The sequence below is a fragment of the Clostridium culturomicium genome (assembly GCF_000821305.1).
Lineage (GTDB): Bacteria > Bacillota > Clostridia > Clostridiales > Clostridiaceae > Clostridium_J > Clostridium_J culturomicium.
The window spans coordinates 1,061,998-1,079,652 of record NZ_CCXK01000017.1 but is presented as its reverse complement, the minus strand read 5'-3'; the positions used below and the strand labels follow the sequence as shown (position 1 = coordinate 1,079,652).

The following is a 17,655-nucleotide window of genomic DNA, read 5'->3' as shown; positions in this document are numbered from 1 at the left end:
TTATGTTAGAAAAATATTTAGATATAAATCCAGAGGTTAAAGCTGCTTTAGAAGCAGGAAAGCCAGTAGTTGCATTAGAATCAACAATCATATCTCACGGTATGCCTTATCCAAAGAATGTAGAAACAGCTTTAAAGGTTGAGTCTATAATCAGAGAAAATGGAGCAATACCTGCAACAATAGCTATATTAGAAGGAAGATTAAAAGTTGGTTTAACTGCAGAAGAAGTTGAATTCTTAGGAAAAACTCCAGGAGTTATAAAAACAAGCAGAAGAGATATTCCTTTCATAGTTGCTAATGGCTTAAATGGAGCTACAACGGTTGCTTCAACAATGATAATAGCTGCTTTAGCAGGGGTAAAAGTATTTGCTACTGGTGGAATTGGTGGAGTTCATAGAGGAGCAGAAAGAACAATGGATATATCTGCTGACCTTGAAGAGTTATCAATGACAAATGTTGCAGTTATCTGTGCAGGCTGTAAGTCAATCCTTGATATTGGATTAACTCGTGAATACTTAGAAACTAAAGGAGTTCCTGTTGTTGGATTCCAAACTGAAGAATTACCAGCATTCTATACAAGAAAATCTGGCTTCAAAGTAGATTATAAAGTAGATACAGAAGAATCTCTTGCAAAAGCTTTAAAAGCTAAGTGGGATTTAGGTTTAGAAGGTGGAGTTGTTGTTGCTAACCCAATTCCAGAGCAGTTCGAAATGGACTACGATACAATAAACAATGCTATAAACGCAGCTGTTAAAGAAGCTGATGAAAAAGGAATAGTTGGAAAAGAAAGCACACCATTCTTACTTGCAAAAGTAAAAGAAATAACTGGTGGATCAAGCTTAGAGTCAAACATCCAATTAGTATTTAACAACGCTAAGGTTGGAGCAAGACTTGCTGTTGAGCTTTCTAAATTAAACTAGTTAAATTTGATAATTTTACTGAATTCCATGAGTTCAGTTGAAATATATTCTTAATAATACTACCCAAAAGGTCTGAAACTTTTAGTTTCAGGCCTTTTGCTGCATCCAGAGTTTGTACCTCGTAAGTACTTAATATGTTGCAAAACCAAGATTTGGGGCGGAAAGTCTAGGTTTTAGAAATTTTATTTAGTTTTTGCTTTTATTAAAGAGAAAGTTGAAATTATAACAATTAAAATTAAATATAAATAGAGACTGCTAGAGTTTATATACGCAGTGTACAAGGGAGTTAAGAGTAAAAGAATACTACTTATTATAAGTATTAGGATAAAGGGCAGTAGAAGAACATTTCTTCGATTAAAGGTATAATAGTTTAACAAGGAGCCTGCCAAAGCTATTAAAATGATTGGTAAGCCCATGGTTTCATTGAAGAAGCTATTATGGAGATTTATATTAAACATTATTCCAAATACGAAGAAGAACCCTGCAGGGAATAAAAATATGCTGAATTTAGTTTCAAAGTAAAGGTATTGAAGTACAACACCTAAAATCAGCATTCCAATTGGCCACAGCTTCATTAGTCTTTCAAAAAGCAATGGATAACGGATATAAATATAATAAAAAGCTGTAATAAAGGCACCAATAAATATAAGGCTAAATATCACCTTGAAAATACTAAGGAGCCAGTATAAAGAAGGCTTTTCACAGTGGTTTCTCATGGGTAACCCTCCTATAAAGTAATTTAATATATGTATATTGTTTTAAATTTATAAAATCACTAGTTTAAGTAAAATAAAAGCTAGAAGATTATTCATCCTCTAGCTTGTAATTCACTAGCTGGCCTTAGTAGAAATTATTGAATTTATATCTTCAGTATATAAAGTTTCTTTTTTCAGTAACTCATTAGATAGATCATGGAGAAGTGAGATATTGTTACTCAAAATGTTTTTTACTTCTGCATAAAGCTCATCCACTAAGGTCTTACATTCTTCAAGGACCACTGTTGAGTAATATTCTTTAGGCACTCCTTGAAGCTGGGACAATCTTAAAAGGCCTAAGGATTTTCCCATACCATATTCGCAAATCATGTTGCTTACCATGGAGGTGGTTTTTTCTAAATCGTTAAAGGCACCTGTAGTTATCTTTTTTTCTCCAAAGATAAGTTCTTCAGCAGCACGTCCTCCAAGTAAAACCATGATTCTTCTCTTTAAGTAATCTAAGTTGTGGTAGGCATGGTCTTCACCAATGGTTAAAGTATAACCACCTGCACCCTTTGAGGTAGGAATGATAGTTACCTTTGAAATTTTTTCTTCTGGAATCATGAAGTGAGATATTAAAGCATGTCCAACTTCGTGGTAAGCAGTAATCTTCATATCGTCTTCCTTTAAACCTTCTCTGTCTAGTTTTTCATGTCCAGCTACAACTATGGAAAAAGCCTTATCCATATGCAGCTTTGTTATATATGCAGCATTATCCTTGCAAGCAAGGATTGCGGCTTCGTTTACTAAGTTTTCAAGCTTTGCACCAGAAAAATAGGTGGTACTGTGAGCCAAATCTCTTATATCAATATCTTCAACAGGTTTGTTTTTTAAATGCAACTTTAAAATCTTTTCTCTAGCATTAACATCAGGCAGAGAGACCTCAATATGTCTGTCAAATCTACCAGGCCTTAAAAGGGCTTCATCTAAGATATCTAGTCTGTTTGTGGCTGCGATAACAACTATTCCTTCACTTTCATTAAAACCTGACATTTCAGTTAAAAGTGCATTGAGAGTCTGGTCCTTTTCATCATTTCCGCCGCCTTTATTTGAACTACGCTGCTTACCAATGGCATCAATCTCATCTATAAATATTACGGCTCTTCCGTGACTTTTTGCTTTTTTGAAGAGATTCCTTATTCTGCTAGCACCAACCCCAACATACATTTGTACGAAGTCAGAACCAGATACGGCATAGAATGGAACTCCAGCTTCCCCAGCCACAGCTTTAGCTAAAAGGGTTTTACCTGTACCAGGATCACCATAAAGGATTACACCTTTTGGCATTCTTGCACCATAGGCTGCATATTTCTCTGGATTTTTAAGAAAGTCTACTATATCTTTAAAGTTTTCTTTTGCTTCTTCATTTCCTGCCACAGAGTCAAAGCTGTATTTATCCTTTGAAACACTTTGTCCATCTACAGTGGTTACAGAAGTCATCCCACCAGATACACTTTTTTTTCTAATTACTATAAAAATTGTAGCTATTAGTGAAATAGCAAAAACCGTAACTGCAGCTCTTTCATTATTAGGAAGAGTTGCTGAAGTTGAAACAAGTATATTTTTCTTTAAAAGATCCTCTGTCAAAGTAGGACTGAAAGGGTTATCAGTAATATACTTATTTCCTGACTTGTCCACTACAGTAATTTTAGGGGTTTGGGATATCTCAACTTCAATAACATTTCCTGCTTCTACATCCTGAATAAAGTCATTATAGGCCTTGTGAGGAGCTGTAGAAGTACCCAAATTGAACACTATGAGTGCTCCTATGGATAAGAATAAGAAAGTTAAAGGTATTATAATTAAATTCTTCTTTAGTTTATTTATCAAATAATTCGCCTCCTCTATAAGGTGAAATTAAATATTTAATTGATATATCTAGTATTATATATCTTTAAAAATAAAAGTCTATTAATTTACCAAGATTATGGATATGTAACTTATACCATATATGATTTTATTATTTGAGAAGGGGGGAGTGCAGGAGTCTCTTGGCCAAATGGGGCTTAAGGCAGTGATTATTCATGGGATGAAGGGGGTTTAGAATGGATTTGGAATAAGGGGAATTCTATATAGATATGCTTTAAAGAAGAAAAATATAATAATTTGTATAACGAAATATTAGCAAAAGGCAATAAAAATGAAGTAAAATTAAATTATAAGCAATATGCAGTTTGGCAAGACTGCAGGAGGCGATTCAACATAAGGGGTAAGAAGCAGTTTAAAGGTTCATTCTTACTAATATATACTTTAATGATGATTTTGATTGTTGTTAAAATTAACAAGGGCATAGAAATTGAGAATCCAGTGGTAAGGTGGGAAAACAATGAAATTGAAACTGTGAAGTCAACATTTATACACGAAGATTCACTGAAAAGCAATAAGGATTATGACATTGAAATTAATACTGTTATAGATGAATTAATATCATCGCCAGTGAAGCCAGGGGAAGAATTGAATATTCTTGTTAAGTCTGACCATAAATATTTTATGGTGGTGGAAAGGCAAAGTAACGGTAATTATGAACAGATTGCTGAAGTTAATAATGAGTATGAAGAAAAATGTACAATAAGAGCGCCGGAGCACCCAGGAGAATATGTTTACAGCATATCAGTAGAGTATAAGGCTGGACTTGGCATTTATTATTTTTCTATTGAGGTTGTGAATAATTAAGAAAATGCAGAAAGGTCTAAGGAAATTCAAGGCATAAAATTAAAAAATGAAGGAGCTCTTTAGTGAACAGCTCTTGCCTATTTGACTGGGTGCTGTTCATTTAGGAGCTCCTTTATTATATTAATTATAAGTTGTTTTTAACAACCTCACCATTAACCATTACAAATTTAACTGTATTTCTTAAGTCAAAAGGATGGCCGTTGTAGATAATCATGTCTGCATCTTTACCTTTTTCAAGGGAACCAACTCTGTGGGCTTCACCAATAGCTTCAGCAGCTCTGATGGTAATTGCACGTAAAGATTCTTCCTCCTCCATGCCTTCTCTTGCAGCTAAAGCAGCACAAAGGTGGATATATTTTAGCGGAATTACTGGATGGTCAGTCATAATTGCAACTTTAATACCAGCTTCATTTAAAAGCTTAGGTGTTTCAAAGGTAAGGTTTTTTAACTCTACCTTGCTTCTATCAGAGAGGCTTGGACCAACAATAATTGCTTTAATATGTTCATCCTTAAGATATTCAGGAATAAGATGACCTTCAGTACAATGTTCAAGAGAGATATTAATATCAAACTCTTTTGCGATTCTGATTGCTGTTTGAATATCATCAGCTCTGTGTGCATGACACTTTAACATAACCTCTTTTCGGATAACCCTTGCAAGAGCTTCTAGCTTCATGTCAAAATCAGGAGCCTTTGCATCCTTGTCTGTTTTTGCAGCTTCTTGCTTTTCTACGTAGTTCTTTGCCTTCATAAGATTTTCTCTAAGAATTGCAGCTGTTGCCATTCTGGTATTTGGAGCAATTTTCTTTCCAGAATATACTCTTTTAGGATTTTCACCAAAGGCAGTTTTTAAAGCTGTGGCATCATTGATAACCATGTCATCTACAGATCTGCCATAGGTTTTCAGAGTGGCAAAATAGCCGCCGATAACATTAGCGCTTCCTGGCCCAGTTGCAACGGTTGTAATACCAGCATCTAGAGCTTCTTCAAAGGCTCTGTCTAAAGGATTTATGGCATCAACAGCTCTAAGTTCAGGGGTAACAGGATTTGTCATTTCATTACCATCATCACCTTCAAAGCCAATACCATCCTCCCACATTCCAATGTGACAATGGGCATCGATAATTCCTGGCATTAAAAAGCCACCTTCACCATCGATTACCTCAGTTCCTTCTGGAATTTCAATATTAGTACCAAGGTCTATTATTTTTCCATCATTGATTAAAACTACAGCCTGATTTATTACTGCAGGGGCTGCCATAGTATGAGCAGTTACATTTTTGATAGCTATCATAATTATACCTCCTAAAATAAATATTAAGCATATCTAAATAATATCATAATTTACAATAAATGTACTTAAAAAACGAAATATTCAGTTATTTAAGGGTGGATTTAAGTAAATAGCTATTTATTAAATAATTTTTTATAAAAAAGAAATCCCAAAAGGGATTTCTAAGGAATGCTTTATGTTTTTTATATAATTTTTTGAAGTGTTTTATCCTTCAACCATTGCTGTAAAGTACTTAGGTGGTATTAAACCAGTTTTAATTCCTTGAATAACTGTCATATAAGTACAAGTTGTATCATATCTGGCATCGTGATAGCCAGCAGATTCCCCAAATAGGGAAGTACATTTATCTAGAAGGAATTTTTCATCTAATCTTAAGAAATTAATTACTTCTCCAAGGGAAGGGTTTTTCAGCATACCTTTAGCGGTAAGTGCCTTGCAGATATTTTTGTAATAAGCCATTGTACAAAATACATGCTTTGGACTAAAATCAATATCTAAGAATTCAAGCTCGCTTTTCATGAATTTTATGTCAAATTGAACATTGTGTCCGATGATTACATCGCAGGAAAGAAAATCCTCAATAAATTCTTCATAGGTATCTTCAAAATATAAGCCATTGCTTAAATCATAAAGCTTTTCAAGGGAGAATCCGTGAATAGCTTCTGCTCCTTCAGACATTTCTTCAACGGTGAAGAAAAAGTTCTTACCTATAGTAGTTTGAGGTTTTGTGCTAGTGTCAACTATTATATAAGAAAGCTGACAGATGTTACCTGGTTTTATGCTAGTTGTTTCTGTATCAAAAAATAATAATTTCATAATTATTTTCATTCTCCTTAATCCATTATATTAAAACATATAATTCCTGTCTTTATAGATAGGAAAAGTGAAATGATTTTAAAGTTCACTTAATGTAATGGTAATTATGGGATAAAAAAACCCAATAAATTAATAGTATAATTCATGGCCTTTAATGTCAATAAGTATATAGTAATAAGCATATATTTATATATTTTAGTTTTAAATTTTATAAGAAAAAATATAGAAGGCAAGTGAAATGAGTAAAATGTAATGACATTTTCTTTTTTTAAAATATTATGTTGAATATTAAAAAAAATGTCCGTATAAATATTTAAAAATTTAAAGTCATTTAATTTTTTAATAAATTTGTAAAGGTTTAATGGCAAAATTCGCTTAATTACATATATTAATAATATTTAAAATGTGGTATAATTACAAATATTATAAAAAATAATCGTGAGATTATTCGTAAAATAAAAAAGGGGGCTTATGCTAATGGATTTATTGTATGTAATATCCAAGGATCAACAAAACAAAGAGGAGTTATTAAATCTTCTACAGCAGCATCAGGAAATTCGTTTTGTTTCTTTAGTTGGAATAGACTATTTAGGCAATGACACAGATGAAAAAATTCCAGTGAAGGTTTTTATAGATGATATTGAATCATTCTTATTTGGTACAGCTGTCCAGACAGACGGTTCCTCTGTTATCCTGCCAGGAATAGCTACCCTTAACAATGCTAAGGTAGATATGAAGGTAGACTTAACTACTAATTGGTTCGTTGATTATAACGAAGATAATATAGATGAAGTTACTGGAAAGCCAGTTGGAACAATTAGAATGCCTTGCCACTTATATCATGAAGGTGTGGCTGTTGATTCAAGATACATCTTGAAAAATGCTGTAAACAGCTTTAAAGCTTCAATGATGAAATTATTTGAAGAGAATCAAGAATACTTAGCGAATTTTAATATTGCATTTGATGAGATAGAAGATATTGAAATCACTGCAGCAACAGAGTTAGAGTTCTGGGTAAATACGCCTAATGAATTAACTGAAATTGAAGAATTATCAACTTCACAAGTATTAAAAGAACAATACTGGAAGAGAACTAAGGGACCTGTAAGAACAGCTATGGAGCAGTCTCTTGACCTTCTAGACAAATATAAATTAGAGCCAGAAATGGGTCACAAAGAAGTTGGTGGTGTTAAGTCCAAGCTTACAGAGGGTGGAGTTTTATCTCACATCATGGAGCAGTTAGAAATAGACTGGAAATACTCTACAGCACTACAAACTTGTGACAATGAGCTTTTAGCTAGAGGTTTAATCAAAGAAACCTTCAGAAAAAATGGCTTAGATGTAACATTCCAAGCAAAACCAATCGATGGAGTTGCTGGTAATGGAGAACACTTACACGTTGGCGTTACTTTAAAGCTTAAGAGCGGTAAAGTAATGAACCTATTCCATAACTATTCAGAGAAAGACTTTATGAGTGAAATAGGTTATGGAGCAATCATGGGATTACTTAGAAATTATGAAGTTGTAAACCCATTTGTATCTTCAAGCTATAATGCATTACAAAGATTAAAGCCAGGTTTTGAAGCACCTGTATGTATAGTTACATCTTTAGGATTCACTAAAGAGGTTCCATCTAGAAACAGAACAGTTCTTGCTGGACTTGTTAGAGATGAACACAATCCAATGGCAACAAGATTTGAGCTTAGATCGCCAAACCCACACACAAATATATACTTAACTTTATCAGCAGTTATAGGATCAATGATTGACGGTATATCTTATGTTGTTAGCAACCACAAGCATAGTGCTGATCTTTTAGCTGAGCTTTCTAAACAGCCTGGTGAGGCAGCAGATTACCTAGAAAAGAACAGATGCTATAGAAGTGAAGAAGATGTATTTGAGCATTATAGCGAAGAAGAAAGAGCTGAAATCTTCGGTAGAGCACCAAGAACTGTATATGAAAATACATTAGCTCTTCAAGATGAAGAGAGAATTAAAGTTTTAACAGAAAGCGGTATAGTTAATAAGAAGATTATCACAGGTTATACTGAAGCTATATTAGAAAAATGGACAACAGAGCTTGAGCACAGAATACTTCAAAACTACTCAAATGAAATCAGAGCTATAAGCAAATGCGAGGGAGATGATTTCACAGAGTATGATTTAGAAATGTGGAATGAAATTGACACATTAAGAAAAGAGATAATGAAGGATAGTTATGTTTCAAAGAGTTTATTTACTTTAATGAGGGAAGCTATAGAAGCTAAAAATTATGAAGCATTATCAAATCTTCAAATAATTGTTGATGATAAGATGAAAACTTTAAGAGAATTATATGTAAATTACAGAAGAAACTTAATGAGTTGCTAATTAGAAAGTCCTATGGCCTAGTGGTCATAGGACTTTCTCTATAGATATATCATAAGTGGAATTATCTCAATATTTTTCTTTTTAAGACTAGGGTCTGCAGGGTAATTTAGATGCTCAAGGAAGCCTGCATACTTGGGATTGCTATTTAGGTAATCCCAAAGCAGGTGGGCATTAAGGTTAAAGGTATCACCGTGGTTGGTTAAGGGAATAGTCTTTAGAGATTCACCAAAAATGGTATTTTTAGAAAACTCCTTAACATAAGCAGGTTTCGGGGTATTCTGGCTTAGGTTTTGTGATTTATTCATAGAATTGCCATCATATGCCGATGTGTTGTTATATGAATTAATAATTTGGCCTACAATGGTAACTGGCCGGTTAAGGTAGTAGTCAACATCAAGAATGGAGTTCGATGAATCAATGGCTATAGTTATATTCATATCCGTACTGAAATTAGGAGTAGCAGAAAATTTTAAATTCTTTTGATTATGGATTGTGTCAATATTTGAAGTTATCCAGTCTATAAGTTTGCTATTATCATGATTTTCAGTTATTTGCTGAAATTGTAGAAGGTTCAGCGACTTCTGAAAGAAGTTTAGTATAGGGTCTATTTGACTTATGGTAGCAGTGAGTTCTACAATGTCACCTGTATATAAATTGCTTAATGCACTTGAGGAAGTTAACAACTTTATAGCATTATTCTTATGTAAAATATTTTCTAGATTAATAAAAGCATCTATGGAGGCTTTTGTTTCAAAATCTATTTCGGTTAAAATATTACTTCTTAAAATTGTAATTTTGGCAGTACCTTGAGTTATTTTTCCACAGGTTATCTCAGCTAAGGGTACATTTAATTCAATGGTAGTATCTACCCGATTAATATTCACATCAATATTACCATATCTATTTATAGCTATCTGAAATAGATTTTTTATGTTATTTCCATTTATATAATAAGGCATAAAAACGTCCTTCATAATTTACCTCCTATAGTTCAAGTGCTTATAAAGCGCATAATATTTTAGCATATAATAAATATATTCATATAAGAATGGTTTTAAGCTGGAATTGTATAATATTTTTTAAAGTTGAGAGAATGTTTACAATATTATTCGGAAAATATATAATATTTACACTTATCATGATATAATACTTTGTGGAGGAGGGGATTTTATGAGTCAAATTTTAATTGCACTTGTTTTAGGTGCCATAATTGGTTATTTTGTTAAATTAAGCGACAAAGGAACTAAAATAAATGGCAGACTTCAGCAGATTGGTGTCATATTTTTACTATTTTCCATGGGTGTTTCAATCGGGGCAGATAGTGACATAATTAAGAATTTACCTACAATTGGATTGAAGGCTTTTTTATTTGCAGTGGGGACTATAGCATGCAGTATTTTTACAGTTTATATTTTATCTGAAAAATTCCTACTAAATAAGTCAAAGGGTAAGTCAAAAGAACTAAAAGAGGAAATGGAGGAAAGTATTTAATGACATACATAATCATTTTATCAGTTTTAGTTGGTATCGGTTGTGGCTATTTTGTACTTCCACCAGAAGTAGTAAGCAGTATGGATCAAGTTACTTCAATCTCTTTATTTATTTTAATTTTCTTAGTTGGAATAGATATCGGTGGGAACAAAAAGCTTTTTGAAGATTTAAAGAAACTAGGATTAAAAGTCCTTATAATTCCTTTTGGTGGAGTAGTTGGAAGTCTTCTTGGAGGATTAATAATTGGTACTATTTTCAGCATGCCGATGAATGAAGGGTTGTCCATAGGTTCAGGTTTTGGATGGTATAGCCTATCAGGTGTAATGCTTAAGGAGCTTGGGGGAGATACATTAGGTGCCATTGCATTTTTATCAAATGTATTTAGAGAGCTTCTTACGGTGATTTTAATACCAATCCTTGCAAAGAAGTTAAACAGCTATACAGCAATTGCACCAGCAGGGGCAACATCAATGGACACAACCTTACCGTTAATTGCAAAGGCAACAAACTCAGAGGTTGCAGTAGTTGCATTTATAAATGGAGTAGTATTAAGTTCTTTAGTTCCGATACTTGTACCGTTTTTTTATAATATTTTTTAGAGAAATCCCGAAAGGGGTTTCTTTTTAATTAAAAATTAAAGGTGAAAAATGAAGAGTGTGTAGGAGAATATAGCAAATTATTAAAAGTTTAAAGTCTATAGAGTTACAAATAAAAATCTTACTAGAAATAATGAATATGATAAATTATGATAAAATTATGATAAGATTATAGAATAAAACGCAACCAAAATATTGATATTATTACTAATTTTGTGGTTAAAATAATTTTGCATGGTATAATATATTTAAGATAAAAGCAAGTATATTAATAGAGGAAAAGGTGATGACTAATTATGAGTAAGGTAATTAAGCTATTAAAAAATAATAAGTTATTAGCTGGTGCAGTATTAATAGTTTTAATTGGAGTTGGAATATTTACAGGTGAAATAGTAAGCACTAAAAATGAAGCTGAAGCCGAAGAACAAAGCTTATTAAGAAAAGAGACTGAAGAACAAAGGTTATTATCAATGAAGGAAAAAGCAGTTCAGCAAGAATTAAAAGAACAAGAAAATAAAACAAGCAATGATACCACACAGGTGGAGATACATACACATAATTGGCAAGAGGTTTATGAAGAGGTATATTATCAAGAAGAGGGTCATTATGAAAGTATATTAGTAAGCGAAGGATGGATGGAGAAGATACCTAGTTATGTAAGTGTTACCTATGGTATGTGTAGTCTATGCAAAGACGATATAGAAGGTCGTGTAGAGGAACATCTTAATATTCATATTCAAAATGGCGAAGAGGCACAGTATGTAAACGGAGAAAAACAAGTACATGAAGGGCATTTTGAAAAGTATCATCCAGCACAATATGAGAATAAGTGGGTAGTAGATAGACCGGCAAGAACTGAAAGTATTTTAAGTGGATATAAATGTGAATGTGGGGAAACTAAATAAAGTAGAACACATAGGAAAGAAAGGAACCAGTTGATAGCAACCGGTTCCTTTTATTTACAATTTTTAATTATTTTGCGGTATAGTGAGTGTGTAGAAGGTGATGAGCCTTTTCACTGTTAGGGTTTCCTAAGAACTCATTATATAACTTGATTATCTCTGGGTTTTCGTGAGATTTTCTAATAGTTTTGCTTAAGTCTTCACAGTAAAGAGTGTTCATTCTGTTTTCAATTAGGTTAAATTGATCATTAGAATAAGGCTGACCTCCACCGTTTATACATCCACCTGGACATGCCATAACTTCGATGAAGTGGTACTTCTTAGAAGTTTCATCAATGTTGTCTAGAAGCTGCTTAGCATTTCCTAGACCGCTTACGATGGCGATGTTTATTGTGTTTCCATTGATTTCAAGAGAAGCTTCTTTAACACCTTGTAATCCACGAGCAACTTCAAAGTCTAGTTTTTCAAGAGACTCTTTAGTTAACCACTCGTAAGATGTACGAAGAGCAGCTTCCATAACTCCACCTGTAGTTCCGAAGATAACTCCAGCACCAGTGGATTCTCCCATTAATCTATCAAAGTCTTCATTTTCTATAGATTTAAAGTCGATACCTGCAATTTTTATCATCTTAGCAAGTTCTCTTGTGCTGATTACTATATCAACATCATTGTTAAATTCAGGTCTCTTAGCTTCAGATTTCTTAGCAATACAAGGCATTACAGAAACTACTACTAGTTTATCTTTATCAATGCCTAATTTTTCTGCTAAGTAAGTCTTAGCAATTGCGCCCCACATTTGTTGAGGAGACTTACAAGTTGATGGTAAGTTTAATAAGTTACCATAGTGCTTTTCAATGAAGTTTATCCAACCTGGGCAACAGCTTGTAATCATTGGAAGGTTTTCACCAGCAGTGAATCTGTTGATGAACTCTTGAGCTTCCTCCATGATTGTAAGGTCTGCAGCAAAGTCTGTATCATAAACTTTATCAAAGCCTAGGGCCCTTAAAGATGCTACCATTTTACCAGTTACAGATTCTCCAGTTATTCCAAACTCTTCTCCAAGAGCAGCACGAATAGCAGGAGCAGTTTGAACTATAACATATTTATCTTTATTTCCAAGAACTTTCATAACATCTTCAGTGTTATCTTTTTCCATTAAAGCTCCAGTAGGACATACGTTTACACATTGTCCACAAAGTGAACAGTCACTGTCATTTAAATCTGCAAAGAATGGTGTGCTTAGTATTGTATCAAAACCTCTGTTCATTGGTCCTATAGCACTTACACCTTGGACCTTGCTGCAGATTGCTTCACATCTTCTGCAAAGGATACATTTTGAAGTATCTCTAACTAAAGATGGATTGCCAGTTTCCTTCATTGTGAAGGATTTAGCACCTTGGAATCTGATATCAGTAATTCCGTATTCAGCAGCTAGTGATTGTAATTCACACTTTTGGTTTTTAGCACAAGTTAAGCACTCGTTGCAGTGATTTGAAAGAATTAATTCTATTAAAGCTTTTCTTGCTTTAATAACTCTTGGAGAGTTTGTTTTTACAACCATGTTTGGCATAACTGTTGTACAGCAAGCTGGAGCCAGGTTTCTTCTTCCTTCAACCTCAACTACGCAAACTCTGCATGAACCAGGAGCATTTGTAGTTTTATTGTCGTGAAGTTTTAAATAGCAAAGAGTAGGAATGTGGATGTTTAACTCTTTAGCAGCTGTTAATATAGTAGTGCCAGCTTCAACTTGAACATCTTTATTATTTATTTTTAACGAAATTAAACTCAATGATTTCACCTCTTTAATTAAACTAAATCAATTGCATCTACTGGGCAGCTTGCTTTACAAGCACCACACTTAATGCACTTGTTGTAATCTATTTCGTGCTTAGTTTTAACTTTTCCAGAAATACAACTTACAGGACATTGTCTTGCACACTTAGTACAACCGATACATCTGTCAGTTATAACAAATTTCATAAGATCTTTACAAGCACCAGCAGGACAAATCTTATCTACTACGTGGCTTTCGTATTCCTTACGGAAATATTTTAAAGTACTTAGGACAGGATTTGGTGAGGTTTGTCCAAGAGCACATAGAGAGGTATCTTTTATTACACTGCTTAATTCTTCAAGAGCATCTAAATCCTCAAGAGTTCCTTCACCCTTGGAAATCTTCTCAAGAAGCTCAAGTAGACGAGTATTTCCTATTCTGCAAGGAGTACATTTTCCACAAGACTCTTCTTTAGTGAACTCAAGATAGAATTTAGCGATATCAACCATACAGTTGTCTTCATCCATAACTATCATTCCACCAGAGCCCATCATAGAACCGATAGCACTTAAAGAATCGAAATCGATTGGTGTATCTAGGAATTGACTTGGAATACAGCCACCAGATGGTCCACCTGTTTGAACTGCTTTAAATTCTTTGCCATTTTTAATTCCACCACCAACTTCAAATAGAATTTCTCTAAGAGTTGTCCCCATTGGAACCTCAACAAGTCCAACGTTGTTGATTTTTCCAGCAAGGGCAAAAACCTTAGTTCCTGTAGAAGTTTTTGTTCCAATAGAGCTGAACCATTTTGCGCCATTGTTAAGGATTGCAGGGATATTTGCAAGAGTTTCTACGTTGTTAACGCAGGTTGGCTTGTTCCATAATCCGCTTTCAGCTGGGAATGGAGGTTTATTTGTTGGCTCTCCACGGTTTCCTTCGATGGAGTGGATAAGAGCAGTTTCTTCTCCACAAACAAAGGCACCTGCACCATATTTAATTTCTATGTCAAAATCAAAACCAGAATTTAATATATTCTTACCTAAAAGGCCACATTGTCTAGCTTGAGAGATTGCAATTTTTAATCTTTCAATAGCAAGAGGGTACTCTGCTCTTATATAAATATTACCCTTAGTAGCTCCAATAGCATAACCAGCAATAGCCATTGCTTCTAGCACGCTGTTAGGATCTCCTTCTAGTATTGAACGGTCCATGAAGGCACCTGGGTCACCTTCATCTGCGTTACAGATAATATATTTTTGATCTGCATCATAGCCTTTGGCAAACTGCCACTTCTTACCTGTAGGGAAGCCACCGCCTCCTCTTCCACGAAGACCAGATTCAATCATTATGTTAATTACGTCATCTTGGCTGTACTGAGTTAAACACTTACCTAAAGCAAGGTAACCTTTTTCAGCTATATATTCTTTAATGTCCTCTGGATTAATAAGTCCACAATTTCTTAAAGCAATTCTATGCTGTTTTTTATAGAAGGTCATTTTATCTTGAGTTTTAACCTTAGCTTTTATTGTTGGTTCTTCATATAGAAGGTTTTCAACAATCCGTCCCCCTACAATATGTCCATTTATTATTTCTTCTGCATCCTCAGGAGATACGTGAACGTAGAAAACATCATCAGGTGCAACCTTAACGATTGGTCCTTTTTCACAGAATCCGAAACATCCAGTAATAGAAACACACACTTTATCTTCAAGGTTTAATTTTTTTATTTCTTCTTCAAGATTCTTTTTAATTAAGTCACTTTGAGCTGATTTACAACCAGTTCCTCCACATATAAGAATTTCTCTTCTTACATTTTGCATTGTATTTTCAGAAGTAGCTTTTCTTACATCAAGAAGAGAGCTGTATTCCTGATAAATTTTATTTAATTCTTCAAAGGAATTTATTCTTTTCAAGTTCTTTACCTCCTCGATTACTTGTATTCACTTAAAATAGTTTTTACATCTGCAGTTGTTACATGACCGTAAACCTTGTCATTGATAGTTAAAACAGGGGCTAGTCCACATGCACCAACGCATCTTAGCGAGCCAAGAGTAAATTGCATATCCGAACTAGTTTCACCATTTTTAATTCCAAGTTCTTTTTCAAATTCCTTTAGAATGTCACCAGAACCACGAACGAAACAAGCAGTTCCCATACAGATATTTATTACATTTTTTCCACGAGGCTCAGTGGTAAAGAATGAATAGAAGGTTACAACTCCATATACTTTTGCGATAGGTAGATTTAATTTTTCAGCAACGAATTCTTGAACCTCTTTTGGCAGGTAGCCAAAGATTCCTTGAGCTCTATGTAATACCTCAATAAGAGCTCCCTCTTTTGTTGGTAGAGCGTTTATAAAGTCTTCTAGTTCTTGAAACATTTGATTTTTTTCTAAGTTACAACACACTTAAGCAAAACCTCCTTAAATAAATAATCAAAAATTGAAAAAATTAAATAAATTATCAATTCTCAATCAAAAATAAATATAACATGTTTTCTTAATTTTGTATAGTATTTGAGAAAATTATGATAATATAAAAAATTCTGGAAATAGATATATTTAAGTGTTAAAATTATCATATAAAAGGAGTTGATGTTATGAATTTTTATGATTTAGCTATTATCAACGGGAAGATTTATCAAGATGGTGATTTTGTAAATAGCAATTTATATATAAGAGATGGCATGATTGTAAATGTTTCAACGGATTCATTTGAAGCAGAAAGAACATATGATGCTAAAGGAAATTATGTTTTACCAGGTTTTATAGATCCTCATGTGCATTTTAACTTAAGGGTTGGCGGAGGAAGGGCATCATCAGATGACTTTCATAGTGGTTCAATAACTGCAGCCTATGGAGGAGTTACAACCTACATTGATTTTTTAGACCCCGTTGAGGATAGACATCAGTTGAAGGAAGCCTTTGAAAATAGAATGATGGATGCAAAGGATTCTGTAATCGACTATGGATTTCATAGCACAATTGCAAATTTTAAGGATGATGAAGAAGGATTTATAAATGATATTAAAGGGTTAGGAATAAGTAGTATTAAGTTTTTCACCACATATAGCTCCAGCAACAGAATGACATTCCATAATACCATTAGGAATTTACTGAATATTTGCAAAAATGAGAATGTGTTGCTTTTATCCCATAGCGAAGATGACCATCTTATAAAGGAAGGAAAATTTTCAGTAAGGGCCCATGGAGAGAATAGGCCAACCATAAGTGAAACCGTAGAAGTGTTAGCTTTGGCTGAAATGACAAGGGAAACAGAAGGGAAAATGTATATAGTTCATGTGAGTTCTGGACGGACCCTTGAAAGAGTGAAGGAAAACTATGGAGATATCTTAAATAAAAGTTTCTTTATAGAAAGCTGCCCTCAGTATTTTTATTTATCCAAGGATAATTATGAAAAAGAAAATGGATATTTATATACAATGGCACCACCACTACGCAGCAGAAAAGAGGCAGATATCCTTGAAGATAATATAGATTTTGTGGACACTATTGGTACAGACCATTGTCCATTTACCTCCATAGAAAAGAATAAGGAAACCCTTGATTTAATTCCCATGGGAATTGGGGGCATTGAGCATAGCTTTCAGTTAATGTATACGGCTTTTGGAGATAAAGTGATAGATAAGTTTACAAAGAATCCTGCAAAGTTACATGGGTTATATCCGAAAAAAGGAAGTTTAATCATTGGAGCTGATGCAGATATAGTAATTTTTAATCCAAATGATGAATATAAAATAGAAGAATCACATAGCAGATGTGACTATGATTTGTACAGAGGAATAAAAGTGAAGGGTAGAATTATTACAACAATTTCCAGAGGAAGAATCATCATGGATAAAGGGCAACTTCTATGTGATGAAGGCGGGGAATACGTTAAGAGAATTTAGAATTGCTGAATGTAGAATTTAAAGTTACTGAATGTGAAATTAAAGGAAACTCCTTTTCACTGTGTTCGAAGGAGTGCTCGAAGAGTAAGTTCGAGTAACTAAATCAAAGATTTAGACTTTCACTTAAGTTTGTGCAACCAAATTAAAATTTG

General features: G+C 33.6%; 15 protein-coding genes. 7 read left to right on the top strand and 8 right to left on the bottom strand.

Annotation, left to right across the window (positions count from 1 at the left end; genetic code table 11):
- Positions 1-2 precede the first annotated feature (2 nt).
- Positions 3-920: a pseudouridine-5'-phosphate glycosidase gene (locus BN1075_RS17490; RefSeq protein ID WP_040194570.1), complete on the top strand. Its 918-nt coding sequence runs from the start codon at positions 3-5 to the stop codon at positions 918-920.
- A gap of 182 nt (positions 921-1,102) precedes the next feature.
- Here the strand turns inward: BN1075_RS17490 and BN1075_RS17485 are convergent, their stop codons facing one another.
- Both BN1075_RS17485 and BN1075_RS17480 read right to left on the bottom strand, forming a co-directional pair.
- The gene (locus BN1075_RS17485; RefSeq protein WP_040194568.1) at positions 1,103-1,636 is read right to left on the bottom strand and encodes a hypothetical protein; all 534 of its coding nucleotides are present in this window, start codon (positions 1,634-1,636) and stop codon (positions 1,103-1,105) included.
- A 114-nt stretch (positions 1,637-1,750) separates the two neighbouring features.
- Positions 1,751-3,502 (bottom strand): ATP-dependent metallopeptidase FtsH/Yme1/Tma family protein, encoded by a 1,752-nt coding sequence (locus BN1075_RS17480; RefSeq protein ID WP_040195302.1) that lies wholly within the window; start codon positions 3,500-3,502, stop codon positions 1,751-1,753.
- 279 nt (positions 3,503-3,781) lie between these two features.
- Between BN1075_RS17480 and BN1075_RS17475 the strand changes: the two genes are divergently transcribed.
- On the top strand, positions 3,782-4,348 hold the full coding sequence (locus BN1075_RS17475; protein WP_040194567.1) for a hypothetical protein: 567 nt from the start codon (positions 3,782-3,784) through the stop codon (positions 4,346-4,348).
- Positions 4,349-4,472: 124 nt separating this feature from the next.
- On the opposite strand, the gene BN1075_RS17470 is transcribed toward BN1075_RS17475, so the two are convergent.
- Positions 4,473-5,642 (bottom strand): amidohydrolase, encoded by a 1,170-nt coding sequence (locus BN1075_RS17470; RefSeq protein ID WP_040194565.1) that lies wholly within the window; start codon positions 5,640-5,642, stop codon positions 4,473-4,475.
- 204 nt (positions 5,643-5,846) lie between these two features.
- Complete coding sequence (locus BN1075_RS17465) at positions 5,847-6,458, bottom strand: 3'-5' exonuclease (protein ID WP_040194564.1); 612 nt, start codon at positions 6,456-6,458, stop codon at positions 5,847-5,849.
- A 471-nt stretch (positions 6,459-6,929) separates the two neighbouring features.
- Between BN1075_RS17465 and BN1075_RS17460 the strand changes: the two genes are divergently transcribed.
- A complete protein-coding gene (locus BN1075_RS17460) occupies positions 6,930-8,828 on the top strand; it encodes a type I glutamate--ammonia ligase (RefSeq protein ID WP_040194562.1) in 1,899 nt (632 codons plus the stop codon).
- Positions 8,829-8,866: 38 nt separating this feature from the next.
- Here BN1075_RS17460 and BN1075_RS17455 read toward each other — a convergent pair whose 3' ends face one another.
- Positions 8,867-9,802 carry a hypothetical protein gene (locus BN1075_RS17455; RefSeq protein ID WP_040194560.1) on the bottom strand — a complete coding sequence of 312 codons (936 nt, stop codon included), beginning with the start codon at positions 9,800-9,802 and terminating at the stop codon, positions 8,867-8,869.
- 196 nt (positions 9,803-9,998) lie between these two features.
- Here BN1075_RS17455 and BN1075_RS17450 point away from each other — a divergent pair, with 196 nt between their 5' ends.
- The 3 genes from BN1075_RS17450 (at position 9,999) to BN1075_RS20940 (ending at position 11,820) form a co-directional block, all read left to right on the top strand.
- Positions 9,999-10,319, top strand: a complete 321-nt coding sequence (locus BN1075_RS17450; protein ID WP_042387423.1) for a LysO family transporter — start codon at positions 9,999-10,001, stop codon at positions 10,317-10,319.
- Positions 10,319-10,918, top strand: coding sequence for a LysO family transporter (locus BN1075_RS17445; RefSeq protein ID WP_040194558.1), 600 nt, complete (start codon positions 10,319-10,321; stop codon positions 10,916-10,918). Before BN1075_RS17450 ends, BN1075_RS17445 begins: the two co-directional genes overlap by 1 nt.
- A 293-nt stretch (positions 10,919-11,211) precedes the next feature.
- Complete coding sequence (locus tag BN1075_RS20940; protein WP_052406630.1) at positions 11,212-11,820, top strand: hypothetical protein; 609 nt, start codon at positions 11,212-11,214, stop codon at positions 11,818-11,820.
- 67 nt (positions 11,821-11,887) lie between these two features.
- Here BN1075_RS20940 and BN1075_RS17435 read toward each other — a convergent pair whose 3' ends face one another.
- Genes BN1075_RS17435 through BN1075_RS17425 form a run of 3 tightly spaced genes read right to left on the bottom strand, consistent with a single transcriptional unit; the run spans position 11,888 to position 16,001 of the window.
- A complete protein-coding gene (locus BN1075_RS17435) occupies positions 11,888-13,606 on the bottom strand; it encodes an NADH-dependent [FeFe] hydrogenase, group A6 (protein ID WP_040194557.1) in 1,719 nt (572 codons plus the stop codon).
- A 17-nt stretch (positions 13,607-13,623) separates the two neighbouring features.
- The gene (gene nuoF / locus BN1075_RS17430; RefSeq protein WP_040194555.1) at positions 13,624-15,507 is read right to left on the bottom strand and encodes an NADH-quinone oxidoreductase subunit NuoF; all 1,884 of its coding nucleotides are present in this window, start codon (positions 15,505-15,507) and stop codon (positions 13,624-13,626) included.
- A 17-nt stretch (positions 15,508-15,524) separates the two neighbouring features.
- Complete coding sequence (locus BN1075_RS17425; RefSeq protein WP_040194554.1) at positions 15,525-16,001, bottom strand: NADH-quinone oxidoreductase subunit NuoE family protein; 477 nt, start codon at positions 15,999-16,001, stop codon at positions 15,525-15,527.
- 191 nt (positions 16,002-16,192) lie between these two features.
- On the opposite strand from BN1075_RS17425, the gene BN1075_RS17420 reads away from it, so the two are divergent.
- Positions 16,193-17,503: a dihydroorotase gene (locus tag BN1075_RS17420; RefSeq protein ID WP_040194552.1), complete on the top strand. Its 1,311-nt coding sequence runs from the start codon at positions 16,193-16,195 to the stop codon at positions 17,501-17,503.
- Positions 17,504-17,655 lie beyond the last annotated feature (152 nt).